Below are 24,310 nucleotides of genomic sequence, written 5' to 3' on the forward strand. Positions count from 1 at the left end.
GTCAGCCCACCATTCCGTAGACAGTGTGGGTCCAGGCGAATTGGTTGTTCGAGACGTAAGCGCTGTAGTTCATGGAGTTGTAGCGGTTGTTCGAGGGCCACGGGTCGCCGTATTCGACGATGCTGCTGCCGTTCGAGTCGTCGTAGCCGTAGAGGACGTGCATGTGGCCGCCGCCGGAGGTCCAGCCGATCCGGGTGCCGATGGGCTGCCCGGCGTCGATCTGGTTCTTGATGCCGGAGAAGGAGAGCCGGTAGCCGTTGGAATTGTAGGTGCCGACGCTGCGGAACCCGAGGTAGCGGAAAACCGTTTGCTGGTCGCTGAGGTAGCCCTGGTTGTTGGCGCAGTCGCTGCCGGATTCGTTGTGCGCGATCTGGCAGAACCGGGTCTGGGTCAGCGAATAGCCCCAGTACGCGGCGATGGTGTTGCCGCTGGCGTCCCAGCACCAGTTGTCTTTCTGCTGGGCCTGCATCGAAATGTCGGTTTCGCCGGCGTCCGCGGCGGCGGGAACGGCGAGCGCGGCCGACGCGGCGACCGCGACCGCCGCTATTCCGCGCAGAAGCGAAGAAGGCACTTTCACGGGACCCTCCAATGGGGAAGCCCGGCCGGGCCGGGGAATTCCCGGACCGGTGGGGAAGGGGAGCGATGCGCCGGGAACGCTACGCGCGCGAAGTTTGCGGCGACTACCGACTAACGGCGGTATTCCGTCGCCGAAGCGCCGCGGCGGATATTTCTACGCCGGTCGATTATTTCCGCGTCCGATGTCGACGATAAGGGAATTCATCCCGGAAAGCATCCGGCAATCCGACTTTCGTAGGGTGTTTTTCCGTTGAATCGCGCCCGTCGTTCGGTGGCGGCCGTTCCGGCGACCCGGCGGCCGGATCGCGCCAGCGCCGGCCGCTGACCCGGTTCGCCCGCCGCGTCCGAGGGGGAGGAGCGTCCGGGTCCGGGGGTATGAGACACTTGATCGGTCATGACTGCCCTCCCTCTTGTTTTCGACGCGCCCAAGCGCGGCCTGCCGCCGCGCCATCTCGCCGACCTCACGATGGCCGAGCGAGCCGAGGCGGTCGTCGCGCTGGGGGAGAAGGCGTTCCGCGCCAAGCAGTTGTCGAACCACTACTTCTCGCGGCTCACCGTCGACCCGGCGGAGATGACCGACATCCCGGCCGCCTCGCGCGAAAAGCTCGTGTCCGACCTGATGCCGCCGCTGCTCACCGAGGTGCGCGCGCTGGCCGCGGACGGCGGCGCGACCCGCAAGACCCTGTGGCGCGCGCACGACGGGACGCTGCTGGAAAGCGTGCTCATGCGCTACCCGGACCGCGCGACGCTGTGCATCTCCAGCCAGGCCGGCTGCGGCATGGCGTGCCCGTTCTGCGCGACCGGCCAGGGCGGCCTCGACCGCAACCTCTCGACCGCGGAAATCGTGGACCAGGTCCGCGACGCCGCCGCGGTCATGCGAGACGGCTCAATGCCCGGCGGCCCGGGACGGCTGTCGAACATCGTTTTTATGGGCATGGGCGAACCGCTGGCGAACTACAAGCGTGTGGTGGCGGCGGTGCGGCGGATCACTGATCCGGCTCCGGGTGGTCTGGGTATCGGTCAGCGTTCGGTGACGGTGTCGACGGTGGGGTTGGCTCCGGCGATCCGGAAGCTGGCGGATGAGCGGATGCAGGTGCGGTTGGCGGTGTCGCTGCACACGCCGGACGACGAGCTGCGGGACACGCTGGTGCCGGTGAACAACCGGTGGTCGGTGGACGAGGTTCTTTCCGCTGCCCGGTATTACGCGGATACGTCGGGTCGTCGGGTGTCGATCGAGTACGCGTTGATCCGGGATATCAATGATCAGCCGTGGCGGGCGGAGTTGCTGGCGAAGCGGCTGCGGAAGCATCTGGGGCAGTTGGTGCACGTGAACGTGATTCCGTTGAACCCGACGCCGGGCAGCAAGTGGGATGCGTCGCCGAAGCCGGTGGAGCGGGAATTCGTCCGGCTGGTCAACGCGGGCGGGGTCGCCTGCACGGTCCGCGACACGCGCGGTCAGGACATCGCGGCGGCCTGCGGGCAGCTCGCCGCCGAAGGTTGAGCGAACAGTTCAGAGTGGAGTAGTTGTCTTGTTGTGTGCGCCGAGCCTGCTCGATCCGGCGGCTGAGGAACTGAAGCTGGCTGACGTCAACGGCCGCCAGACCGCGGTGGACGTGGCCCGGACCGCCCGCACCCTGCTGGGCGACCGGTTCGACTCGGGAAGCTTCATGTACGTCCTGATGCGCGCCTTCGAGGTCGACTACCACGCGGCCCGCGAGGCCTCCCGGTGGCACGAATTCCACGGAGGCGCGGCGGCGCTGTCGGACGACGCGCTGGAGAAGCTTCTCGCGCCTTGGCTCACCGCGCGCTGAATTGACGGCCTTCGGCAGGTCTGCGGAAATTGCCTGGATGATACTTCTGGCAAGTAGTTGATCGTCGAAGAGAGCATCGACGGCCTGGTCAGAACGTCAGTGTCGCGGCGCGTGCTGAGCCGCTACCTCGGCGATATGCTTGGATCGAACGCCCAAAGCGGTGCTAGAAGGTGTCGGACGCTTGCCTGGAGGGGGATTGCGTCGTGACCGAGGAAGAATGTGCCCGTCTGCTATTCGCGCTGGAACAGCGTTTGCAACGTCTCGGGCTCGGATTCGCCGTAGCTCAAGAGCGTGTCATCGCGGCCGAGGGGCGATCTCTGGCTCCTGAGGAACTTGCGCAAGGACCGGATTTTGACACCCGTTCGAGGTCAAGCGGTTCTGTGTCTGGTCGGTCTACCGGTGCCGCAGCGTCGCTGTGGGACTTGGCCGAGCCTGTTCCCGCCGCCGGCAAGGAACGGTTGAAGAGCGGAGATGTCGTTGTAGCTCCGCTTGATGTCCGCTCTCGGCTCGCGTTGCTGCTCGATCTTGTCGAGGTTGCCACTGCTGGCACGGTCGCAATGGAAGAAGCTGTAGTTGAGGAGTTCTCTGTGGTTTCGGCGGATGGACGGTTGACGTTCGAAGATCCGCCGGAAGCGGAACTGCGCGGCCAAGCAGTCGAGCCTTGGGCGCTCACTGTGGATGCTGTCGGCGTGCAGGCCCGACAGCGTGCCGCAGACGTCGTCGCATTAGTGGATGAATTGCGGCAGTTGGCCGGGGTGCCGCGACGGGAGTGGCTTAGTCCTTATGGTCGCGATGATTCCTCATACGCCTGGTCGACGGGTGAGAAATGACGAGCCAAGGGGAAGCGCCGGACGACGACACCGCGCGGCAGTTGCTCGACCGGCTCGAAGCGGAGCTCCCGTCAGCGCTTCCGTCCGCGCTGCAATTTGGCGGTACCGATCCGACGCCCGGAAACGACTTGTACGAAGCATTTCTTTTCTCCCTCGTGCTACGTGCCGCCCGGGGAGAGGGCTGCGAGGTCACGTACCGTCAACGATCCGGGCGTCCACCGACGACATTCAGATTGCGTCGCAGCCCCGGACGTCTGCCAAGTGGTGACTTCACTTATGCGGTGCTGAGTCTGCCTGGTGGTTCCAAGAGCCCGCTCGAGGTCCACACAGGCGTCGCGGTGATCGGCAAGAGCAAGGTGGCTCACGAAGCAGATGTACTGGTGCTTCCCGAAGGCATCGCGTCGAGGTGTCGCATGTTGGGCATCGATCCCCGCAGTCACCAAGCGGTCCTGGTGGTGGAGGGAAAGTACTACAGTTCACCGCTGTCTCTCGGAATGGGTCGGCAGTTTCTCGGGCTGGACGTCGATCTATCGGCTGACTACACGATCATGGCGGCGACTGTCGTCAGTCAGTCGGTTTCGCATCTTTTGCAGGGCCGGAAACGGCACTATGAGTTCGGAGTACTTCCGGGCCGGAAGGCGGAACACGATCTTAAGGAGCGTTTCGCCATCGCGCTTCGCGGCTATCGCAATCGTCGGTGAGACCACGAAGGCCGAACGGTGCACTGGGTGACTTGGCTTGCCGGTCTCGCTTCTACCGAAGGCTAAAGAACGCCTGCTGGACCGGAAGCCGAGCGCTGGCAGGATGCAGGCTCTGGAGCTTTCCGCGATCTGTCCGTGCGGGTGTACCCGACTGCGGCGAGTCGACCAGGAACTGCGGAGCCCGTATCGGTGTGTAGATGTGTGTAGATGTGTTACGCTCTACTATGACTATCGGGCTGTGGTGGGAGGAAGCTGGTGGTGAGCACATCCGCACCCGATCAGCTCGATATCCCGGTGCCAGCGACATCGAGCCGTCTTGGACCCTGGAGGCAGCAGCCGATCCGCATCGCATTACCCGTGATCCGGATCCGAAGAGTCATTGGGGAGACATCCGCGTGATCGGCTATTCGCCCGCCGCAGGGTTCGTGATCACGGTGATCGTGGATCGCGTGGATCATTCGGGCATCAATGCCTGGAAGACCAGCGGTGCTGACCTGCGCGCGTATCGGGCAGCGCTGGGAGGAAAGGACGATGCCTCATGACTGAGCCCATGAGCCGCGACCAGGTGCTGGCCGGAATCCGGGAAGAGATCGCCGAGCAGGAAGCGGCGGCGGGGCAGGAAACCGATCCGGTCAAGCGCGAGCGCATGCTGCGCCACGCACGGTCCCGACAGGACCACGCCGAGGAAGAAGCAGAAGCTGTCGCTGCTGACATCGCCGAGAACGAGCAATCCGCGCTGTCTCTGCGAGTACCCGCATCGCTCGCGGCTGCGCTGAAGGCTCGCGCCGCGGCCGAGCACATTCCCACCTCTGCTTTGGTGCGGCGGATCCTCACCCAAGCGGTGCAGCGACCGGATGCGCCGGTGCTCACCGTCGAACAAGTCGAGCAGATCGCCCGACGGGTCTATCGCGAATCTGTCTGAGATTGGCGGATCATCGCGCCGGGCCCGTTCGATCGGTGGCTCCAGCCGGGGTTCCGGCCCATCAGCCGCAGCAACCGGTCCTGCCGAGACCCCGACTCGCGGCCCTGTCCCGGTGCGGCGAAGAACCGATGTGTCGTCTCGGCGGCGATCGGGGACTCCGCCAACCCGGCGTAGATCGTTTCGAGGTCGTCGCTGATCCACGCGACCAGGTCTGGGTCGAGACGGTCGTCGACGCCCGAAGCCCGGGCGAGGTCCCAGGCGTGCATGGCGGAATCCGTAGCCCGCACGGCCAGCGCTTGGCGTCCGGTGACCTTGCCGAGCGGGTAGTCGAGCACCTCGTCCAGTGCGCCGGGGCGGCCGAAGGCGGCGGCGACCAGCTGCACTGACGCGAGGTACGCGGTGAGCGGGTCGTCGCCCAAAGCGTCGGCGTCGCGCATGCGCAGGAATTCCTCACGGGTGCCGCCGGCCAGGAGGTCGACGTAGTTGAGGTTGCCTCGCACCATGTGGTTCACGAGCTGGCGCACGTTCCATTCCGCGCACGGGGTCGGGGCGGTCCACTGGTCGGCGCGGACGGACCTCAGGCGCTGGTCGAATTCGGTGCTGGCGGCAAGGAATCGGCCGAGAATCATGTCCGCCAGTCTGGAACCGCCACGACGCTCGCGCTGGCGCAAATCCGACGTGGCGTTACCTCGCGGCTGCGATGAATTCGGTCAAGGCGGCCACGACCGCGTCCGGTTGCTCGTCCGGGATGAAGTGTCCGGCATCAGGGATGACGACGCCGGTCGCGCGGCCGGCCCAGGCGCCAAGGGAAGCCGCCATGTCGGGGATCGAGCCGTGGGAGCTGGAGATTCCCAGTACGGGGACGGTCAGGTGCTGGCGTTCTAGCGCCGCTCGGTTCCGGCGCGCTGATTCCGCGGCGTCCCGGTAGTAGGCCAGAGACGCCCGGAGCCCGCCCTCGGCGGCGAGCGCGGCGGCGTAATGGTCGGTATCGGCGCGGTCGAACGGGGTCAGGGATTTGGCGTTCAGGAACCAGTCGACGTAGTCGCGTTCGCGGCCGGTGAGCAGGGTTTCGGGAAGGTCGGCCACGAGGTGGAACGCGAAGTGCCACGTCTTCCACGCTCGCTCGGGGTCCGTGGGGACCGACTCGGGGAGGGTGATCCCGGGGATGCCCGCGTCCAGCAGGGCGACGCCGTGCAGGCGGTCTTCGTGTTGCAGAGCCAGCGAGAACGCCACCCAGGCTCCGATGTCGTGTGCGGCGAGCCAGTACTTCGGCACGCCGAGCGCGGTCACCGCGGCCTGGACGCGCGAGGCGACGGTGTGCGTGTCGTAGCTGTCGTGCGGGCGCTCGGAGTGGCCTTGCCCGGGCAGGTCGATCGCGAGCACGCGGAAGCGCTCGGCGAGGCCCGGCATCGCTTTGCGCCAGGCCCACCAGGTCTGCGGGAATCCGGCGAGCAGCACGAGGGCGGGACCGGCCGGCTGACCGCCTTCCACGGCATGGATCCCGTCGACCCAGCGGTGGGCGAATCCGGGCAGGTCGGGCAGCGGCAGGTCGGGGAGCGGGTTCATGGCTCGAGCCTAACTCATCTTGAACCGAACAGTTCAAGATGAGTTAGGCTCGGCACGACGAAGGAGGCGCGAGATGGCCGGGAAGAAGCAGTTCGACATGGACGTCGTGCTCGACGCGGCGATGGTCCAGTTCTGGCGAGCGGGGTACGCCGACACCTCTCTCGACGACCTCTCCAAGGCGACCGGATTGAACCGCAGTTCCATCTACGCCTCGCTCGGCGACAAGGACGCGCTGTACCTGTGCTGCCTGGACCGTTACGCCGCACGCTATGGGGGCAAGTACGACGAGGCGTTGGCGAAGGCGGCCGAGGACCCGCTGCGGGCGGTACGGGAGTTCTTCGAAGTCACCCTCAACCGCATAGCCGACCCCGACGTGCCGGACGGATGCCTCGTCGCCCAGACCGCGATGGCCATTCCGGTGCTGAGCCCGGAGATCGCGCGGCGCGCTACCGAAGCGCTGGGTCGTCAGCACGCCCGGCTGCGGACTGCCTTGCGAGCCGCGAAGCTGCCGGACGCCGACGATTTCGCGGTGCACCTCGCGGCGGTCAATCAATCGTTGGCGGTGATGAGCCGGGCTGGGACGAGTCCGGAGCAGCTCCACGCGATTGTCGACGTCAGTCTGGCTGCGCTTTCGCGATCTCACAGAGCGACGCCCGCAACGGAGAGCTCCCGCTGATCGGGTCGCTCGGGCCTTGCGACAGCACGAGATTGAGGTTCGCGCTGTCTTCGCCGAACGGCGGATAACCCGGCTGGCCGAGTTCGTCCGCGGGCTGCCACCAGCCGTGCTGGCCGCACACGACATCCGGCCGCAGGTTGACGTTGAACTTCGCCTTCGCGCGGACGCTTCCCAACGGCGTCTCCAGCCGTACCCACTCCCCGGCGCCGACCCCGCGGGCCGCGGCGGTTTCGGGATGGAGTTCGACGGTCGGCTCGGGCGCGGATTTGCGCAGGCTGGTGATTTCCCGATGCTGGGTTTCGCAGAAGAACAGCGATTTCGCGCAGGTGAGGATCAACGGGTACCGCGTCGCCAGATCCGGCCGGGAAAGCGGGCTGATCGACGGCTCGGTGAAGGTCGGCAGCGGCGGGTATCCGTGTTCCCGCAACGATTCCGAGTACAACTCGACGAGACCCGACGCGGTGCGGAAACCGCGTTGTTCGTACTTGCGGTACTCCGTTTCCAGTGGCAGCCGGATTCCCTCCGGTGCGGCGCGCAGCTGGTCGAGAGTGAGGCCGCTGGGTTCGAGCTGGTATTGCCAGGCCGACTCGACGTCTCCGTGGAAGAACTGATGGCCGAGACCGAGTGCGACGGCGAAGTCGAAGATGATCCGCAGGTCCGATCGCGCCTCGCCGCGGGCGGCGACCAGTGGCTGTCGCAATTGGACAGTCGACTGCGCGGCCTGGCTGGTCTCGAAGCCGACCCGAAGTGCCTCGGCTTCCCATGCGCTGGTCGCGGGCAGCACGAGGTCTGCCTGTTCCGCTGTCGGGTTGAGGAACAAATCAGTATGGACAAAGAAGTCCAGCGCGCGGAGAGCGGCTCGGCCTCGCGCGCTGTCGCCGTGTGCCATGGCCAGGTTGCCGCCGAAGTTGACCAGCGCTCGGGCACGGTAGGGCACGCCGTCCAGTGCCGCGCGGTAGAAATCCTCGCCGGTGACGAACTCGAATCTCGCCGGGCCGAGCGGACGCTCCTGTACGCCGATGGCCTTCGCGCGCTGCTCGGGCGCCAGCAGCTCCCGGCCGTCGATCGGGTTGGTCGGCACGGGCGTGAACAGCACATTCCCGCCCGGCGTGTCGATGCATCCGGTGAGCGCGTACAGCTGGCCGATGGCGCGCACAGTCTGGGTCGCGTTGCTTTGCTGCTCCAATCCGCTCCAGGTGTAGAACGCGACCGGACGTTGCTCCCAGAGCAGCCGGGCCGTGGCGACGATCTGTTCCGCGGGCACGCCGGTGATCTCTTGCGCGACCTCGGGACGGTACTTCGCGCACTCCTCGAGGATGAGGTCCCACACTCGCCGAGACGCGCCGACCGGCTTCCGCGCGTTCGTCCACCGTTCGACGAATTCCTTGTCGTACCAACCGTTGTCGATCATCACGTGGGTGAGCGACAACGCCAGCGCCGCGTCCGTGCCCGGGCGCACGCGAAGCCACTGGTCGGCCTTGCTGGCCAGCCCGGCGCGCCGCGGATCGACTACGACGAGCTTGGCCCCGCGGCGCAGTGCGGCGGTCGTCGCGGTGGCGTGCGCGAGCCGCGAGACCGACGGGTTGTAGCCCCAGTAGAGGACGCATTGCGCGTTATCCAGGTCGGGCAGGTAAGCGCCCGGGACCGGCTCACCCCAGGTGTAGAGCGTGGCCAGGCGACGGCCCCAGCCGCACAGCTCCATGTAGCTGAGGAAGTTGGGGCTGCCGAAGGCGCGCCGCAGCCGGGTCAGCCATTCGACGGTGTCCGACATCGCCGACGTCGAAGGCGAAGAGCTGCTGAACACCACCGCTTCCGGGCCGGACTCCTCGGCGATCGCGGTCAGCCGGGACGCGATGGTCGCCAGCGCTTCGTCCCAGCCGATGCGCTCCCAGCCCGGGTCGGCCGCGTCTTTCGGGGCGGTGCGGCGGAGAGGATGCAGCAGCCGGTCCGGATGCGCGACGATCTCCGGCGCGGCCTTGCCTTTCACGCAGATCGCGTCGCCGGTCGGATGGCCGGGCAGCGGACGGAGCGCGAGCAGCCGCCCGTCCTCGACCGTCGCGGTGGCTCCGCACCTCGACACGCACAGCGGGCAGAACGTCGGCACCTCGGTCGCCATCGCGCACCTCCGGTCTCTGCCTGAGGAATCGGGAACGGCTCGTCCGGCGTAACAACCGGAGTTTCCCCGGCGACCCTTCAGGCGTGAACAATGCCGCGCCGGTGCGGTTGTCCGAGTTGGTCGCCACCCTGTCGCTGGTGGCCGATCTCGGCATGGGCCGCCCGATGGAACGCGTGCTGCGGCAGACCGTGATCGCCCTGAGGCTGGCCGACGCGGCGGGCGCCGACGACAGCGTGCGCGCGGCGGCTTACTACACGTCGTTGCTGACCTGGGTGGGCTGCGCCGCCGACACCAGCGAGCTGGCCGCGTTGTTCGGTGACGAGACCGAGCTGTACGCCGACAGCCACGACGGCGACCTCGCCGGGGTCGCGATGGCGATGTTCGTCCTGCGCCACCTCGGCCGCGGCAGCCCGCGACTCCGCCGCGCCACGCTCGCCGGCCGGTTCCTCGCGACAGCGGGCCGGTCGGTGCAACAGGTCATGCAGGCGCACTGCCAAAGCGCGAGCGAACTGGCCGGACGGCTCGACCTCGGTGCGGACGTCTGCCGTCCGCTGCTGCAATCCTTCGAGCGGTGGGACGGCCGCGGCGTCCCCGGCGAGGCCGGCGGTGCGGACCTCGACCCGGCGATCCGGCTGGTGCAACTCGCCGACAACGTCGAGGCTTTCCTCGACACGGCGGGTGTCGACGGCGCGGTCGCCGTCGCCCGGGAACGCCGCGGCACCCAGTTCGATCCGGCGCTGGTCGACTGCTTCCTGGAGCACCGCGGCGACATCCTGGCCGGCCTGGACCGGATCCAGGCGTGGGACGAGGTCATCGCCCTCGACCCGCGGCTCGGCGCGCGGCTGGCCGAGGACGAACTTGATCGCGCATTGCAGGCGTTCGCCGACTTCGCCGATCTCAAATCCCCGCCGCGGCTGGGGCATTCCCGCGGGGTCGCCGCACTCGCCGCGGAGGGCGCGACCCGGCTCGGCCTCCCGGCTCCGGACGTCCGGCTGGTCCGGCGCGCCGGCTGGGCGCACGACATCGGGATGATCGGCGTTCCGAGCGCGATCTGGAACGCGACCCGGCCGTGGTCGCTCGCGCAGGCCGAACGCGCCCGGACGCATCCGTACCTGACCGAACGGATGCTCGCCGGAATGCCCGGCCTCGCCGCGGTCGCCCGCTGCGCGGCCCACCACCACGAACGCCTCGACGGTTCCGGTTACCCGCACGGCCTTTCCGGCGACGCCCTGCCGATGACGTCCCGGGTTCTCGCTGCCGCCGACGTCTACCACGCACTTGGCGAACCACGTCCGCACCGCGCGCCGCTCGCTCCCGCCGCGGCCGCGCGGGTGCTCACCGCCGAAGCGCGCTCCGGACGCCTCGATCCCGACGCGGTGAGCGCGGTTCTGGCAGCAGCGGGTCGAGGGGTTCGCCGTACGTCGGGCGGGTTGACCGCTCGGGAGGTCGAGGTTCTGCTGCAGCTGGCCCGAGGGTTGTCGAATCCGGAGATCGCCGCCGCGCTCACGGTGTCGCGCAAGACGGTTTCGACGCATCTGGAGCACATCTACGCGAAACTCGGGGTGACGACCCGGACACAGGCCGCGCTGGTCGCGATGCGCCGAGGGCTGACCGGGTGAAAGGATCGGGCAGTTGCCCGATCCCCGGCGGGGCTCAGCGCCGTAAACCTGAAGCATGACAACACCACTCAAGGCCTCCCGGATCTCCCGCGCGGGTGCCTTCATCGAAGCATTGAGCAGGCAGGACTTCGCCCGGATGTCGTCCGCAATGGACAGTGAGGTGCGGCTGACCGCCTTGCTGCCGCCGGGATTGCGCGAATTCCACGGGCCGGGCGAGGTCATCGCCGCGTTCACCCACTGGTTCGGCGAGGTCGACGACTTCGAACTCGCCGAGGGGGAGGTGGACCGGGTCGGTCCGCGGCTGCACTTGCGCTGGCGAGCGCGAGTGCGCGCGGAACGGCTCGGCGAGGGGTGGTTCACGGTGGAGCAGCAGGCGTACGCGGACGACGACGCGGACGGGCGGCTCTCGCGGATGGTGCTGCTGTGTTCGGGTTATTGCCCGGAGGAGGGGGTGCGCTGAGGATCAATTCTCGTGAGTGTTCATCGCGGTGCTGAATCAGGATGAACACTCACGAGACCACCTGGCCGGTCAGCCAGCGAGGATCGAGGTCTCCCAAGCGAATCCGTCCGGGTCCGTGATCCGCCCGGCGTCTCCGCCGAGGGCCAGCAGGTGCGAGCCCGAACCCTCCTGGGGCACTCCGGCGTCCTTGGCCAGCGCCTTCCGGCCGTACAGCGCCAGCTTGATCGGGCTCGTCTCGAATTCCACGTACTTGCGCCCGTAGCTCTTGCCGACGGCGAGCCCGTGCGAGACGTAAAACTGCTTGGTCGCCGCCACATCCGACGCGCCCAGCAGCAGCACCATCTGGTCGTACTCGCGGACTCCCGCGCCGGAGTCCTTCTTCGTGGAAGTCGCGACCTTCCAGATCGCACCGTCCGGGGCCCGCACCACCCCGCCGAAACCCCAGAACGACTTAGCCGCCGGTTTCAGCGAAGCAGCGCCCGCGGCGAGGGCGGCGTCCAGGTAAGCAACGGCGTTGGCGGGCTGGGAAACGGTGAGCGACAAGGTGAATCCGCGGAAACCGGTGCTCGGCGCGGTGGCCTGCCGGAAGCGGAGCCGGTCGCCCAGGTCGAACGCGGCACGGTAGAAGCGCTCGGCGGCGGCGACATCGGGAACGTCCAGGGTGACGAAGTCGAAGGAAGTCATGCCGTAAACGCTAAGTCCGGCAGCGCCCCCGAGGCTTCTTGATTCCTGATCGCTTACCGGGCCTGGCGCCCGGACAGCCACGCCTCGCGCCGGCGCGGTGACGCGCGGGAAAGCCAGGCGTCCTCGACGACCTCGGCCAGCTCCTGCCGGGTCAGCCGGCCGAGATGGGCGGCGCGGACCAGCACCGACGGGTGGCCGTCGAAGTGCGGCGTGGTGAAAAACGGGCTGTCCGGGTCCTGGACCAGCGCCTGCTTGTCCGATTCGGACGGCACCCAGAACACGATCACGTCCGGGTACCGCTGCCCGGTCTCCGGGTCGAACGCGTCCGGCCGCGGCGTCCGGAAGAACACGAACGATTTGCCGCCGACCTGGTAGACGGGGTTCTCGCGCGAGCCGCGCACCACCGTGACGTGGGGCATCCCCAGCGCCAGTTCGTGCACGTCCTCGACCCGAGCCCGCATGACCTGAACGATACGACTCGAATCGCGCCGCGTCAGGTATGAACAGGGCATGGTCACGCTGGATCGGCTCGTCAACGTCCTCGGCGGATACGGCGCGCGGTTGTGCTGCTGTCCCGTCGCGCGCGAGGCGGCGTTGCGGGACGTGGTGGTGGACGACCCCGCCGATCCGCGCGGGTTGCGGGGCGACGTCTATCTCGCGGTCGGCGTCGACTCGGTGCTGGAAGCCATCGAACGGGCCGCCGCGGCGCGCGCCTCGGTCGTGTTGGTGCGCGGTGCGAACCCGCCGGGGCCGGAGGCGGTGGCCAAGGCGGAGGACGGCCAGGTCGCGGTGCTGCTCGTGGACCCGGAAGTGTCGTGGGGGCAGCTCGCGGGCGTGGTCTACGGCTTGGTGCTCGAAGGACGCGAGACGGAATCCGGACGCGGACCGACCGACTTGTTCGCACTCGCCGACAGCCTGGCCGACGCGCTCGGCAGCGCGGTCATCATCGAGGACCAGCTGTCGCGAGTGCTCGCGTACTCCAGCCGTCAGCAGGGCGCGGACCGCGTGCGACTGGAGACGATCCTCGGGCGGCGAGTGCCGGACGAGGTGCGCGAGCTGTTCGAGCGCCGCGGCGTCTTCGCGCATCTCGCCGGTTCGGACGAGCCGTTGTTCGTCGAGCCCGCTCCCGAGCACGGGCTCACCGGGCGCATGGTCGTCGCGGTCCGGGCCGGGCGCGAGACGCTCGGGTCGATCTGGGTGGAGTGCGAGGAGCCGCTGTCGGACGTCCGGCGCACTGTCCTGCACGACAGCTCCCGCACGGTCGGGCTGCATTTGCTGCGGTCGCGCGCGAGCGCCGACCTGGAACGGCAGGTCGAGTCCGACCTGGTGATCCGCCTGCTGGAAGGAACTCCGGACGCGGCGGCCGTGCTGAGCAGGCTCGGCTTGCCGCCCGGCCGGTTCCGCGTGGTCGCGCTCCAGGCGCACATCGCCGACGAACGGCACGCCGCGCTGCTGCTCGCGTTCGAGCGCGCGACCACGGGGTTCGGCTGGTCGCGGCCGGGCCGGAGCACGCTGTTCAGCAACACCGTCTACACCGTCCTGCCCGGCGAGGACGTCGATACCGCCCGTGCGTGGGTCGACGGGATCCGCGACGCGTTGCCCGCGCAGGTCACAGTCGCGGCCGGGATCGGAGCACCCGCTTCCACCGCGGAATTGCCCGCCAGCAGGCGGGAATCCGACGAATGCCTGGCGCTGCACGACGTCCGCCCGAAGCCGGGCGCACCCGTCGCGTACGACGAATCCTGGGACGACATCCTGATCCTCCGCCTGCGTGCCGCGGCGGCCGCGGGACGAGCCCCGGCGCGCGGTCCCATCGCCGACCTGGCCAGGCACGACGCGGCCAACTCGACCAGTTATGTCGCGACCCTGCGCGCGTGGCTCGAAACCCAAGGCGATCTCACCGAAGCCGCCGAGCGGCTCGGCGTGCACCCCAACACCATCCGCTACCGGCTGCGGAAGATGGCCGACGTGACGCCGTTGCGGCTCGACCTGCCCGCGAAACGGCTGGCGATGATCATCGAGCTGGCCGTCGCCGATCCGCAGGCTTGACCGTTCCGGACAAACCGGCCCGCGCTGATTGGCCGAACTCGACAAAGACCATCCGCCGGATCCGGGTCATCCTGGCCGCATCAGCACAACCAGCGGCACGGAAGCGGCGGAGGAACACATGGGCGATCTCGACCGGAAAGGCGCCGCGCCGCGTTCGGCGATCGTGGTCGGCGCGGGCATCGTCGGCCTGTCCACCGCCTGGTTCCTGCAGGAACGCGGCGTGCGGGTGACCGTCGTCGACCGCGAGGGCATCGCGGCGGGCTCGTCCTGGGGCAACGCCGGCTGGCTGTCGCCCGGGCTGTCGATCCCGCTCAACGAACCGGCCGTTCTCCGCTACGGCCTGCGCACCCTGCTCGACCGGCAGGCCCCGCTGCACGTTCCGGCTGCTCCGGACCCGCGGCTGTGGCGGTTCCTCGCCCGCTTCGCGGCCAACTGCACCCATCGGTCCTGGAACCGGGCCGTGCGAGCGAACCTGCCGTTCAACGAGCAATGCCTCGAAGCGTTCGACATCCTGACCGCGAACGGTGTGGACGCGCCGACCATCGACGCGCCCATCACCGCCCTGTTCGAGACCTCGGCGAAGGCGCAAACGCTGGTCAAGGAGCTGGACCGGCTCGGCGACGCCGGGCAGAAGGTGTCCTGGACCCAGCTCGCCGGACCGGAACTGCGCGAGCACTTCCCGCAGGTCACCGACCGGATCGGGGCCGGAATCCGGATCGACGGCCAGCGGTACGTCGACCCGGGCAGGTTCGTCGAATCGCTCGCCCGCGCGGTGGTCGGCCGCGGCGGCACGATCCGGCACCGGTTCGAGGTCGCCGCGATCCGCGGGCACGAGTACGCCTACACCGTGCTGTCGGCGAACGGCCAGACCGTCAACGCCAACGTCGTCGTGCTCGCCACCGGCGCCTGGCTCGGACAGCTGGCGCACCAGTGGGGCGTCCGCGTTCCGGTGCGCGCCGGCCGCGGCTACTCCTTCACCGTGCCGACCGACGAGCCGGTGCCGAGCCCGATGTACCTGCCGGACATCCGGGTCGCGTGCACGCCGTACCAAGGCGGGCTGCGGGTGGCCGGGACGATGGAGTTCCGCAAGCCGGACGACCCGCTGTACCCGGCGCGCGTCGACGCGATCATCGCCTCGGCCCGGCCGCTGCTCAGGGGCCTGCGCTGGGAGCAGCGCACCGACGACTGGGTCGGCTCGCGCCCGGTCAGCGCCGACGGGCGGCCGGTGATCGGCCAGACCGGCGCGCCCGGGATGTACGTCGCGGGCGGGCACGGCATGTGGGGCCTGTCCCACGGCGCGATCACCGGGAAGCTGCTCGCCGAGCAGATCGCCACCGGCAGGCAGCCGGAAGCGCTGCGGCCGTTCGACCCGCTGCGGTGACCCGCGGATGTCCGCCGAGCCCGTGGAGCAGCCGCTGACCGGGGACGAGCACGCCGAACTGCTCTTCCTCCGCGCGGAGAACGCCTTGCTGCGCACCGAAAGGGACATCCTGGTGAAAGCAGCGGGCTGGTTCGCCGCCGACGCCGGCGTGCTCGGCCGCCGCACCGAGCCCGAGCCCCGCTGACCGCCGCGGGACTCCTCGAAAGTCCGTGGGGGCTGGACGCCTCCTGCTTGCCCGGCCCCCACGGACGTCCTCCGAAAGGCACCTCTCATGTCGACGACCTCTTCGCGTCCCTGGCTGACCCCCGACGCGCACGCCCGCCTCGCCGCGGAACTCGCCGCCCTGCAACGCGAACCCGACCTGGACGGGGACGACCAGTTCGAGCGCAGGCAGCACCGGCAGGCGCGGATCCGGCAGCTGCGGGACCTGCTGCGGAACGCGGTGGTCGGCGAGGACCCGCCGGACGACGGGATCGCCGAGCCCGGGATGGTCCTGACCGTCCGCTACGACGACGGCGGGGTCGAGACCTTCCTGCTCGCCGCGCGCGACGAGGAAGGCGGCGGGCTCGAGGTCTATTCGCCGGACTCTCCGCTCGGACGGGCGCTGCACGGCGCGAAGCCGGGGGAGCAGCGGGAATACGAGGTGCCCAGCGGTGCACTCGTGCGCGTCACCCTGGTCGAGGCGCATCCCTACGGGCGTTATCGAGGCGACGGCTGAGGCCCGGTTTTCGCTTACCCTGGCAAGGTGACCGACGAAGAGCTCATCATCGAGTTCGCCCTCACCCGGCTGGACAACCCGAGCCTCGACCTCGAGGAGGTCGCGGCGCTCCTCGTCCGCCGCGTCGGACCGGACCGCATGCTCGACTTCGCCGCGCGCAACCTCGAGACACGCGGCGAACTGCGCGGAGCGATGTTCGAATCGGCGGTCGAACACGTCTTGCGCGTCGTCCTGACGCTGCGCGGCCCGGCTGACTGAGCTGTGGCCTGCGCGGGCAAGCCCGGCGATTGGCTGGAGTTGAGGACAAAACCGGAGGCGGAAGGTCGGCAAAGACGCTGATGGCCGCCTCCGCGCTGGGTATCGCCGGGATCGCCGCGCGCATCCGGAAGGGCGGCAAGCTCTGAGGCATCGAACTGGTGCCGAGGTCGCAAGCACGTAGTGCCCAACGCGCGCGTTCGCCCGCTCGCTGCTGGACCTGAAGCGGGACGCGGATGACCGCATCCGGACGGAACTCGGCGCGGCGGCATCGAAATCCGCGGCGCAGCCGCTGCCGGAAGACCGCGATCGGCGTGTCCGTGCGGACAGCTGGTCGAGGCGAGCGTTCCGGTGCCGCCGATGTTCCGCGGAAGATGGTCGACGAACGCTCGTGTTTCCGGACCGGGATTTCTCTCCGGTCACCGTCGCGGTGAAGCAACGGGAGAACCCCCGAGTCCTTTTCGGACTGTCCGCGCTCGCGCGTCGCCGCTGGTCACCGCCCCGGGGAAAGAAAATCGTACCCTTTTCCCCGTTCGCTCGTTCCGCTCCGGTCGATTCCATTGTGGACAATTTCCGCCCGCGCGGGCGCGGTTCCTGGGACGAATTGGCGAACTGGGAAATGGTTGCCCGGGTGCGGTAGCCGTCACATTACGGCGGGTGCCCGGCGAAAACCCTCCGAAGGATCACTCCTCCGGGTGGAGCACGGCGCAATCCGCCATCGGGGCCTCGGTTCCGGTAGCTCAGCGTGAGAAACCCTCGGTGAAGCGGCCGTGTTACATCACTCTTTAGTGGTGAAATTGCGATAATTGTGGTCACGGGAACCGGCTGGCGGGCGCGCTCCGCGACGGATCTTGCTTTGCGTTTCCCGGGCGTCTTGATAATGTCGCGGCCTGCCCGGGACCGGCAGTTGTGCTCGGTCACGCGTGGATTCGGGGATCCGTGCGCCGGCTTCATTCTTGATGTTCGGAAGGACAATTCATGCGTTCTGCCCTGCTGCGCGGACGGACCGTAGCGGTCGCCGTTCCCGCGCTGGCTCTGCTCGCCACCGCCGTCGCCCCGTCGGCGCTCGCCGCCGAGGCCCCCGCCGGGTCGGCCTACGGCGCGTCCGCCTCGGTCTCGCTGCTGCCCGGCGTGCTCGGCGACAAGGGGATCACGGTCGACACCGGCAAGATCGCGCCCTCCTCGACCGAGGGCCCGGAGTCCGCTGAGGTGGTGAACGTTCCGCTGAAGGGCCTGGTCACGGCGAAGGCGATCAGCAGCTCGGCGAAGCAGGACGGCAGCAACGGCCCGGTCGACGCCAAGGCCCTGATCGTCGACGCCGCGCTCCCGGTGCTCGCCCCGCTCGCCGGCGCCACCCCCAAGGCCCGCGTGATCAGCTCCGAGTGCAAGTCCACGCCGGACGGCATCACCGCCTCGTCCGAGCTGGTCGGCCTCGACCTCGGCAAGATCGGCAAGCTCCCGGTCTCGACCAAGCCGAACCAGAAGCTCGGCATCGACGGCGTGCTGCAGGTGATCGTCAACGAGCAGATCAAGCACTCCGACGGCAGCCTCACCGTGAACGCGCTGCACATCAAGCTCCTCGGCGGCGACGCCACCGGCGCGCTCGGCAAGGGCGACATCGTGCTCGCCTCGGCCACCTGCGCCAAGGTCGCGGGCAACCCGACCACTCCGCCGACCACCCAGCCGAGCGAGCCGGGCAAGCCGAGCGCGACCCCGCCCGCCCAGGGTCCCGGCCAGGTCAAGGTCGTGCCGGTCGGCGCTCCGGAGACCGGCGACGGCACGCTGGCCGCGGTGACCGCCAAGTGACGCGTTCCCGGTTCGGGCTTTTCGCGCTCCTGCTGGCTTTCGTCGCGAACTTCGCCCTGCTGGGCTGCGGTTCGGCGGACACCCCGCCCGCCGCGGCCCCGGCGAGTTCCGCGGCGGCGGCCCAGGAGGTCGCGGACCCGGTCTCGCTCGACGTTCCCAGCATCGACGCGCATTCGTCGCTGGTGCCGCTCGGCCTCAACGACGACAAGACCGTGCAGGTGCCGCCGGTGGACCAGCCGCTGCAGGCGGGCTGGTATCACTTCGGCCCCAAACCGGGCCAGATCGGGCCGGCGGTCGTCCTCGGCCACATCGACGGCAACCACCAGAAGGGTATTTTCTGGCGGCTGCACGAGATGAAGAAGGGCGACAAGGTCGTCATCGGGCGCAAGGACGGGTCGAAGGCCACGTTCACGGTGACCAAGGTCGACCAGATCGCGAAGAAGACGTTCCCCACCGAAGCCGTGTACGGCAACACGTCCGATTCGCAGATCCGGCTGATCACCTGCGGCGGCGCGTTCGACCCGGAGAAGAAGAGCTATCTCGACAATATCATCGTGTACGGCACGCTCGACAGCTGAGCGGTGCCGGCCGGTACCGGGGCCTCGTCGTTTCGCGCTCGGGCGAAGCGGCGGGGCCCCTCCGTCATTCCCCGGCGAGTTCGTCGGTCGCGGCGCGGCCCGCTTCGGCGGTGCGGCGCAGGAAACCGGCGATCAGCATGAGTTCCTCTTCGGTGTACCCGGCGCACAGATCGTCCATCGCCGAGTTCATCCCGCTGTACACGCGAAACACTTCCTGCGTGCGGCCCGGCACCGCGCGCACGGTGACCGCGCGCCGGTCGGCAGCGTCGGGATCCCGTTCGCGCACAATCCATCCGCCGCGCTGCAGCCGGTCGAGGATGCCGGTCACGGTCGCCGGATGCAGGCCCGCCCGGCGGGCGAGCGCGCTCGGGCTGAGCGGTCCGGCGGAGGAAATCAGTTCGAGGCAGTCGAGATCGACGTCCTTGAGTTTCAGCCGTCCGCCGACCTGGTGGTTCAGCAGCGACAGCTGATTGCGCAGTTCCCGCAGAGACTCCTTGAGGGCCACTGTGGTGCGCCGCCTGCGCCGCGCCGTCTCCGTTCCGGATGCTCCGGACGCCATCTGCTCCGCCCTCCCGTTTCTCGCGGGTCAGCGTAGCCGGGTCAGGCAGCGGCGAGCAGCGCTTCCCCGGCCGGGGTCAGCACGGCGGGCACCGGGCGCCCGACCGGTCCCGGTTCCTTCGCGCGCAGCAGGCCGGCGTGCGCCAGCGCGTGCGCGGTGAACTGGTCGCTGCACGGCAGGCCGTCGACGAACAGATCCGGCTCGCAGCTGCAGGTCAGCCGTCCGCGGCCGGCGGCGACGGCACGCAGCATCGAGATCCCGCGGCGGGTGACGGTGGTGTCCATGGCTGCCTCCTCGAAACTCGCTCTCACCGATACGTCGAACGAGCCACGCGGATTTCGACCTAACCTGGCGGGGAAACAGACCGGAAAAACGCGGGAGCCCCCATGCTGATCGACGACCTGCACACCGTCCTGCCGGACGACCGGATCGTGCGGGATCCCGACGTGCTGCGCAGCTATGCGCACGACGAAGCGGAGTGGGCTCCGTACGGCGAACCGGTGGCCCTGGTCCGCCCGCGCACTGCCGACGAGGTGCAGGCGACCGTGCGGCAATGCATCAAACACGGCACGCCGATCGTGCCGCGCGGCGCGGGGACCGGGCTGTCCGGCGGGGCGAACGCGCTGTCCGGCTGCGTTGTGCTGGCGACCGACCGGATGACCGCGATCAAGGAGATCGACCCGGTGGAACGGCTCGCCGTGGTCGAACCCGGCGTGGTCAACGACGATCTGCGCGCGGCCTGCGCGGAACACGGGCTGTGGTACCCGCCGGACCCGGCCAGCTCGCCATGGTCGACGATCGGCGGCAACGTCGCGACCAACGCGGGCGGCGTGTGCTGCGTGAAGTACGGCGTGACCCGCGATTACGTGCTCGGGCTGCAGATCGTGACCGGGACCGGTGAACTCGTCCGGCTCGGCCGCCGCACCGCGAAGGGCGTGGCCGGATACGACCTCGCCGGGCTGATGGTCGGGTCGGAGGGAACGCTCGGCGTCATCACCGAAATCACCGTGCGGCTGCGGGCGAAGCGAGCTCCGGAGGCGACCGTCGCCGGGTACTTCGACTCGACGGTCGCGGCGGGGGAGGCGGCAGCGGCGATCCGCGCGGCCGGGATCGTGCCCTCGGCGCTCGAACTCGTGGACCGGCATTGCCTGGCCGCGGTGGACGCGTGGAAGAACATGGGCTTGTCCGCCGACGCGAACGTGGTGCTGCTCGGCCGCAGCGACGTGCCGGGCGGGCACGAGGCCGCGGTCATGGTGGAGTGCTTCGAGAAGGCGGGCGCGACCTGGGCCGCGCAGTCGACCGACGAGGCGGAGGCGGACGCGTTGTTCGCCGCCCGGCGGCTGGCGTACCCGGCGCTCGAACGGCTCGGCCCGGTGCTCACCGAGGACGTCTGCGTGCCGACGCATTTGGTGCCGGACATGCTCGCCCGGATCGATGCGGCGGCGCAGCGGCACAATACGCAAATCGCCAATATCGCGCATATCGGCGACGGGAATCTGCATCCGCTGCTGATTACGCCGTCCGGGGACGACGACGCGCAGCGCCGCGCGCAGGCCGCGTTCGACGACATCGTCGCCGACGCGCTCGCGCTCGGCGGGACGGTCACCGGCGAGCACGGCGTCGGCCTGCTGAAGCGGCCCGGCCTCGAAAAAGAGCTCGGACCAGCGGTTCTCGACCTGCACCAGGCGGTGAAGAACGCCCTCGATCCGCACGGGATCCTCAATCCGGGGAAGGTCGTCGGGGGCCCGCTCAGCGGTAACTCGACCGAGTGAAAGTAAACAGTCCACAAAGGATAGTCACGCGTTTGTGACCCTTGTCTCCCAGTCGTTTTCTTTTGTTGGTTGCCTGCCGCAACCAACTTGCTTAGCCTAGCTAAGGGAACGGCTGGGAGAGGGGTTTTCGACAGTGGCGGAGCGCAGGACTTATTCGATCGCGGAACTCGGTCCGCGGTACAAGTGGATCGCGCTGTCCAACACGACGCTCGGGATGCTGATCGCGACGATCAACTCGTCCATCGTGCTGATCGCGCTGCCCGACATCTTCAAGGGCATCGGCATCAATCCGCTGGAGCCGTCGAACACGAGCTACCTGCTGTGGATGATCATGGGCTTCCTCGTGGTCACCGCGGTGCTGGTGGTGGCGTTCGGCAGGCTCGGCGACATGTACGGCCGGGCCAGGATGTACAACCTCGGCTTCGCCGTGTTCACCGTTTCCTCGATCATGCTGGCGATCACCTGGTTCGACGGCGACGCGGCCGCGCTGTGGCTGATCGGCTGGCGGATTGTGCAGGGCGTCGGCGGCGCGTTCCTGATGGCGAACTCGTCGGCCATCCTCACCGACGCGTTCCCGGCCAACCAGCGCGGGCTCGCGCTCGGCATGAACGGCGTCGCGGCCATCGCGGGCTCGTTCCTCGGCCTCGTGGTCGGCGGTGTGCTGGCGCCGGTGGACTGGAACCTGATCTTCCTGGTGTCGGTGCCGTTCGGCGTGATCGGCACGGTGTGGGCGTACGTCAAACTCCACGACACCGGCGTCCGCCAGCACGCGAAAATGGACTGGTGGGGCAACATCACCTTCGCGGTCGGCCTCATCTCCGTGCTGGTGGGGATCACCTACGGAATCCAGCCGTACGGCACTTCGCAGACCGGCTGGGGCAGCCCGATGGTGCTGTCCTGCCTGATCGGCGGAGCCGCGGTGCTGGTCGCGTTCGTGGTGATCGAGACGAAGGTGCCGAACCCGCTGTTCCGGCTGTCGCTGTTCCGGATCCGCTCGTTCAGCTGGGGCAATCTGGCGAACCTGACGGCGTCGCTCGGCCGCGGCGGGCTGCAGTTCGTGCTGATCATCTGGCTGCAGGGAATCTGGTTGCCGCAGCACGGTTTCACCTTCGAGCAGACGCCGCTGTGGGCAGGGATCTACATGCTGCCGCTGACCATCGGCTTCCTGGTGGCCGCGCCGACGTCCGGCATCCTGTCCGACCGGATCGGCAGCCGCGCGCTCGCCTCCGGCGGCCTGGTCCTCACCGCGCTCACGTTCCTGCTGCTGACGCTGCTGCCGGTGAACTTCGACTACTGGGCGTTCGCCGGGATCCTGCTGCTCAACGGCATCGGCATGGGCATGTTCTCCTCGCCGAACCGGGCCGAGGTGATGAACAGCCTTCCCGCCGACGCACGCGGGTCCGGCGCGGGCATGATGACCACCTTCCAGAACGCCGCGATGGTGCTGTCGATCGGCTTCTTCTTCAGCCTGATCATCGCCGGCCTGTCCGACCACCTGCCGGTCGCGATGTCGCAGGGCCTGACCCAGCACGGCGTTCCCGAGGCGGCCGCGCAACAGGTCGCCCACCTGCCGGCGGTCGCGGTGCTGTTCGCGGCGTTCCTCGGCTACAACCCGATCCAGCAGCTGCTGGGCGGCCAGCTCGCGCACCTGCCCGCCGACCAGGCGAGCTTCCTGACCGGCCGCAGCTTCTTCCCGAACCTGATCTCGGGCCCGTTCCAGGACGGCCTCGCGGTGGCGTTCGGCTTCGCGATCGCGGTGTGCCTGATCGGCGCGGTGGCGTCGCTGCTGACGAAGGACACGAAGAAGGCGCCGGAATCGGTGGGGGAGGAACTGGCCGCGGTGGCTGGGGAATCCGGTGGCGGACCTAGCGAGCTGGTGTCTCCCCGGAGCGACCGGTAGCGGCGTCCGGCCAGAGCACGGCTTGGGCGACGATCACGTTCTCGCCGTTGAAGGTCACCGCGGGGCCCTCGTGCAGGCGATAGCCGAGCGCGAGGGCTTCGCTGACTCGTCGGCAGAAGGCGGCGTCGTCGGGACCGGTGAGGACTCGGTAGACGGGGAGACCGTCCGGGGGCGTGCTCATGCCGGTCATGATTTCAGGGGTGCCGCCGTCGCGGCTACGAAGATCGCCACGGACTTCCGTTGCCCCGGCGAGCCGTCCGGACACATCGGGATGTCGGTGAGGTCCCTCAGCACCGACAGGGCGACCGCGAACTCGTCCGGGGAGTTGTCGGCGAATTCCTTGCTGTCGAGCCAGACCAGAAGCAGTTTGTGCTCGGGGAGGCAGCGCATACCTTCCCAGAGCGAATCGGCGAGGGCGTCCCAGACGTTGACTTTCCCGAGCGGAGGGTCCGTCGGCAGCTGCGTCTCCACCTGGTCGAAGAACGACTTCTTGCCGGGACCGACGCCTGACAAGACCAGCACCCGGAATCCCTCGCGACTTGCGTGGCGGGTCAACTCGCCAAGGTCGAGTTCGGCGACCACCGAAAGTCCCGGCTTGATCTCGTCCATGGTCGCGTCAGCGTAGCGGCTGCGCGCCTGTGCGCCGGAAGTCACCAGCCGAAGCTGACCGAGCGGATCTTCACCGGGTGCCTGGGCGCGCCGTCGAGCGGGCCGTTCGGGTCGGCCGGGATGATGCCGTCCGCGACCATCCGGTCGAGGACCTCCATGCCGCGCACCACCTTGCCGAGCACCGAGTAGTTCGCCGGGATGTGCGCGAACGAGTGCACGATGAAGAACTCGCTGCCGTTCGTGCCCGGGCCCTGGTTGCCCATCGCGACGGTGCCGCGCTCGTAGGTTTCCTTGCCGGTCACCTCGTCCGGGAATTTGTAGCCCGGGCCGCCCTTTTCGACCTCGTAGATGTCGCCGCACTGCAGGACGCCGAGGCGTGCGGAGTTCGTCAGCCGCCAGCACTGCGAGCGGTCGTAGAAGTGCTGCAGCACCAGGCTGGTCATGTTCGCCACAGCGCACGGGGCCGCCCCGGCGCGGTTGAGCCGCACGGTGACCGGGCCGTAGTTGTAGTGGAAGGTGACGTCGACCGTTCCGCGGGTGAGCGCGAACGGCAGCGGACGCAGTACCGGGCGCGCCGCCGGGTTGTCCGGCGTCGGCGTGAAGGTGCAGCTCACCACTGGCGGCTTCGCCGAAGGGGCAGCGCTGGCCGGGGCCGCGGTGCACAGGGAAAGACCGGCGAGTACGGCGGCCGCGAGCGCGGCCCAGCGTGGCTTCATGGGCCC

29 protein-coding genes are annotated in these 24,310 nt (G+C 68.8%); 18 read left to right on the forward strand and 11 right to left on the reverse strand.

Features of this window, described 5'->3' with window-relative positions; genetic code table 11:
- Position 1 precedes the first annotated feature (1 nt).
- Entirely contained in the window at positions 2 to 577 is a 576-nt protein-coding gene (locus tag L942_RS29090; protein WP_051166327.1) for a papain-like cysteine protease family protein, read from the reverse strand.
- Positions 578 to 970: 393 nt separating this feature from the next.
- Here L942_RS29090 and rlmN point away from each other — a divergent pair, with 393 nt between their 5' ends.
- The 6 genes from rlmN (at position 971) to L942_RS29115 (ending at position 4,840) form a co-directional block, all read left to right on the forward strand.
- Positions 971 to 2,077 carry a 23S rRNA (adenine(2503)-C(2))-methyltransferase RlmN gene (rlmN, locus tag L942_RS29095; protein ID WP_037366690.1) on the forward strand — a complete coding sequence of 369 codons (1,107 nt, stop codon included), beginning with the start codon at positions 971 to 973 and terminating at the stop codon, positions 2,075 to 2,077.
- Between the two features lie 28 nt (positions 2,078 to 2,105).
- Positions 2,106 to 2,387 carry a hypothetical protein gene (locus L942_RS29100; RefSeq protein WP_037366691.1) on the forward strand — a complete coding sequence of 94 codons (282 nt, stop codon included), beginning with the start codon at positions 2,106 to 2,108 and terminating at the stop codon, positions 2,385 to 2,387.
- Positions 2,388 to 2,590: 203 nt separating this feature from the next.
- Complete coding sequence (locus tag L942_RS44505) at positions 2,591 to 3,217, forward strand: hypothetical protein (RefSeq protein WP_158684551.1); 627 nt, start codon at positions 2,591 to 2,593, stop codon at positions 3,215 to 3,217.
- Positions 3,214 to 3,918, forward strand: coding sequence for a hypothetical protein (locus tag L942_RS44510; RefSeq protein ID WP_158684552.1), 705 nt, complete (start codon positions 3,214 to 3,216; stop codon positions 3,916 to 3,918). Before L942_RS44505 ends, L942_RS44510 begins: the two co-directional genes overlap by 4 nt.
- A gap of 224 nt (positions 3,919 to 4,142) precedes the next feature.
- A complete protein-coding gene (locus tag L942_RS29110) occupies positions 4,143 to 4,460 on the forward strand; it encodes a hypothetical protein (protein WP_037366696.1) in 318 nt (105 codons plus the stop codon).
- The gene (locus L942_RS29115) at positions 4,457 to 4,840 is read left to right on the forward strand and encodes a ribbon-helix-helix protein, CopG family (RefSeq protein WP_200862960.1); all 384 of its coding nucleotides are present in this window, start codon (positions 4,457 to 4,459) and stop codon (positions 4,838 to 4,840) included. Before L942_RS29110 ends, L942_RS29115 begins: the two co-directional genes overlap by 4 nt.
- On the opposite strand, the gene L942_RS29120 is transcribed toward L942_RS29115, so the two are convergent.
- Positions 4,822 to 5,469 (reverse strand): TIGR03086 family metal-binding protein, encoded by a 648-nt coding sequence (locus tag L942_RS29120; RefSeq protein WP_051166328.1) that lies wholly within the window; start codon positions 5,467 to 5,469, stop codon positions 4,822 to 4,824. The genes L942_RS29115 and L942_RS29120 overlap by 19 nt on opposite strands.
- 55 nt (positions 5,470 to 5,524) lie before the next feature.
- Complete coding sequence (locus L942_RS29125) at positions 5,525 to 6,406, reverse strand: alpha/beta fold hydrolase (RefSeq protein WP_037366697.1); 882 nt, start codon at positions 6,404 to 6,406, stop codon at positions 5,525 to 5,527.
- 73 nt (positions 6,407 to 6,479) lie between these two features.
- Between L942_RS29125 and L942_RS29130 the strand changes: the two genes are divergently transcribed.
- A complete protein-coding gene (locus L942_RS29130; protein WP_037366703.1) occupies positions 6,480 to 7,082 on the forward strand; it encodes a TetR/AcrR family transcriptional regulator in 603 nt (200 codons plus the stop codon).
- Here the strand turns inward: L942_RS29130 and L942_RS29135 are convergent.
- On the reverse strand, positions 7,021 to 9,198 hold the full coding sequence (locus L942_RS29135) for a molybdopterin-containing oxidoreductase family protein (RefSeq protein WP_037366705.1): 2,178 nt from the start codon (positions 9,196 to 9,198) through the stop codon (positions 7,021 to 7,023). The genes L942_RS29130 and L942_RS29135 overlap by 62 nt on opposite strands.
- 83 nt (positions 9,199 to 9,281) lie before the next feature.
- On the opposite strand from L942_RS29135, the gene L942_RS29140 reads away from it, so the two are divergent.
- Together L942_RS29140 and L942_RS29145 are read left to right on the forward strand one after the other, a co-directional pair.
- Positions 9,282 to 10,817 carry an HD domain-containing phosphohydrolase gene (locus L942_RS29140; RefSeq protein ID WP_037366706.1) on the forward strand — a complete coding sequence of 512 codons (1,536 nt, stop codon included), beginning with the start codon at positions 9,282 to 9,284 and terminating at the stop codon, positions 10,815 to 10,817.
- Between the two features lie 55 nt (positions 10,818 to 10,872).
- On the forward strand, positions 10,873 to 11,277 hold the full coding sequence (locus L942_RS29145; RefSeq protein WP_037366707.1) for a nuclear transport factor 2 family protein: 405 nt from the start codon (positions 10,873 to 10,875) through the stop codon (positions 11,275 to 11,277).
- 69 nt (positions 11,278 to 11,346) lie between these two features.
- Here L942_RS29145 and L942_RS29150 read toward each other — a convergent pair whose 3' ends face one another.
- Positions 11,347 to 11,961 (reverse strand): glyoxalase, encoded by a 615-nt coding sequence (locus L942_RS29150; protein ID WP_037366710.1) that lies wholly within the window; start codon positions 11,959 to 11,961, stop codon positions 11,347 to 11,349.
- 53 nt (positions 11,962 to 12,014) lie between these two features.
- Complete coding sequence (locus tag L942_RS29155; protein ID WP_037366713.1) at positions 12,015 to 12,422, reverse strand: MmcQ/YjbR family DNA-binding protein; 408 nt, start codon at positions 12,420 to 12,422, stop codon at positions 12,015 to 12,017.
- A gap of 49 nt (positions 12,423 to 12,471) precedes the next feature.
- On the opposite strand from L942_RS29155, the gene L942_RS29160 reads away from it, so the two are divergent.
- From L942_RS29160 to L942_RS29195, 7 genes are all read left to right on the forward strand, one after another.
- The gene (locus tag L942_RS29160; protein ID WP_037366714.1) at positions 12,472 to 14,010 is read left to right on the forward strand and encodes a PucR family transcriptional regulator; all 1,539 of its coding nucleotides are present in this window, start codon (positions 12,472 to 12,474) and stop codon (positions 14,008 to 14,010) included.
- Between the two features lie 118 nt (positions 14,011 to 14,128).
- Positions 14,129 to 15,391: an NAD(P)/FAD-dependent oxidoreductase gene (locus L942_RS29165; protein WP_037366715.1), complete on the forward strand. Its 1,263-nt coding sequence runs from the start codon at positions 14,129 to 14,131 to the stop codon at positions 15,389 to 15,391.
- Positions 15,392 to 15,398: 7 nt separating this feature from the next.
- Positions 15,399 to 15,575 carry a hypothetical protein gene (locus L942_RS45050; protein WP_037366717.1) on the forward strand — a complete coding sequence of 59 codons (177 nt, stop codon included), beginning with the start codon at positions 15,399 to 15,401 and terminating at the stop codon, positions 15,573 to 15,575.
- Between the two features lie 87 nt (positions 15,576 to 15,662).
- Complete coding sequence (locus tag L942_RS29175; RefSeq protein ID WP_037366720.1) at positions 15,663 to 16,109, forward strand: GreA/GreB family elongation factor; 447 nt, start codon at positions 15,663 to 15,665, stop codon at positions 16,107 to 16,109.
- Between the two features lie 27 nt (positions 16,110 to 16,136).
- Entirely contained in the window at positions 16,137 to 16,367 is a 231-nt protein-coding gene (locus tag L942_RS29180; protein ID WP_037366722.1) for a hypothetical protein, read from the forward strand.
- Positions 16,368 to 17,342: 975 nt separating this feature from the next.
- A complete protein-coding gene (locus L942_RS29190; protein WP_037366726.1) occupies positions 17,343 to 18,170 on the forward strand; it encodes a choice-of-anchor P family protein in 828 nt (275 codons plus the stop codon).
- Complete coding sequence (locus L942_RS29195) at positions 18,167 to 18,748, forward strand: class F sortase (RefSeq protein ID WP_037366728.1); 582 nt, start codon at positions 18,167 to 18,169, stop codon at positions 18,746 to 18,748. Before L942_RS29190 ends, L942_RS29195 begins: the two co-directional genes overlap by 4 nt.
- Before the next feature lie 64 nt (positions 18,749 to 18,812).
- On the opposite strand, the gene L942_RS29200 is transcribed toward L942_RS29195, so the two are convergent.
- Together L942_RS29200 and L942_RS29205 are read right to left on the reverse strand one after the other, a co-directional pair.
- Positions 18,813 to 19,307 (reverse strand): MarR family transcriptional regulator, encoded by a 495-nt coding sequence (locus L942_RS29200; protein ID WP_037366730.1) that lies wholly within the window; start codon positions 19,305 to 19,307, stop codon positions 18,813 to 18,815.
- Between the two features lie 41 nt (positions 19,308 to 19,348).
- The gene (locus tag L942_RS29205) at positions 19,349 to 19,591 is read right to left on the reverse strand and encodes a hypothetical protein (protein WP_037366733.1); all 243 of its coding nucleotides are present in this window, start codon (positions 19,589 to 19,591) and stop codon (positions 19,349 to 19,351) included.
- 102 nt (positions 19,592 to 19,693) lie between these two features.
- Here L942_RS29205 and L942_RS29210 point away from each other — a divergent pair, with 102 nt between their 5' ends.
- Complete coding sequence (locus L942_RS29210) at positions 19,694 to 21,079, forward strand: FAD-binding oxidoreductase (RefSeq protein WP_037366736.1); 1,386 nt, start codon at positions 19,694 to 19,696, stop codon at positions 21,077 to 21,079.
- 133 nt (positions 21,080 to 21,212) lie between these two features.
- Positions 21,213 to 22,979: an MFS transporter gene (locus tag L942_RS29215; RefSeq protein ID WP_037366737.1), complete on the forward strand. Its 1,767-nt coding sequence runs from the start codon at positions 21,213 to 21,215 to the stop codon at positions 22,977 to 22,979.
- On the opposite strand, the gene L942_RS43235 is transcribed toward L942_RS29215, so the two are convergent.
- From L942_RS43235 to L942_RS29225, 3 genes are read right to left on the reverse strand one after another with little or no spacing between them, the layout of a single operon-like run.
- Positions 22,945 to 23,160: a DUF1737 domain-containing protein gene (locus L942_RS43235; RefSeq protein ID WP_081655281.1), complete on the reverse strand. Its 216-nt coding sequence runs from the start codon at positions 23,158 to 23,160 to the stop codon at positions 22,945 to 22,947. The two genes, L942_RS29215 and L942_RS43235, sit on opposite strands and share 35 nt — an antisense overlap.
- Before the next feature lie 5 nt (positions 23,161 to 23,165).
- On the reverse strand, positions 23,166 to 23,633 hold the full coding sequence (locus L942_RS29220; RefSeq protein WP_037366739.1) for a barstar family protein: 468 nt from the start codon (positions 23,631 to 23,633) through the stop codon (positions 23,166 to 23,168).
- Positions 23,630 to 24,304 carry a peptidylprolyl isomerase gene (locus tag L942_RS29225; RefSeq protein ID WP_037366740.1) on the reverse strand — a complete coding sequence of 225 codons (675 nt, stop codon included), beginning with the start codon at positions 24,302 to 24,304 and terminating at the stop codon, positions 23,630 to 23,632. Before L942_RS29225 ends, L942_RS29220 begins: the two co-directional genes overlap by 4 nt.
- Positions 24,305 to 24,310 lie beyond the last annotated feature (6 nt).

Source organism: Amycolatopsis orientalis DSM 43388, assembly GCF_000411975.1.
Taxonomy (GTDB): Bacteria; Actinomycetota; Actinomycetes; order Mycobacteriales; family Pseudonocardiaceae; genus Amycolatopsis; species Amycolatopsis orientalis_D.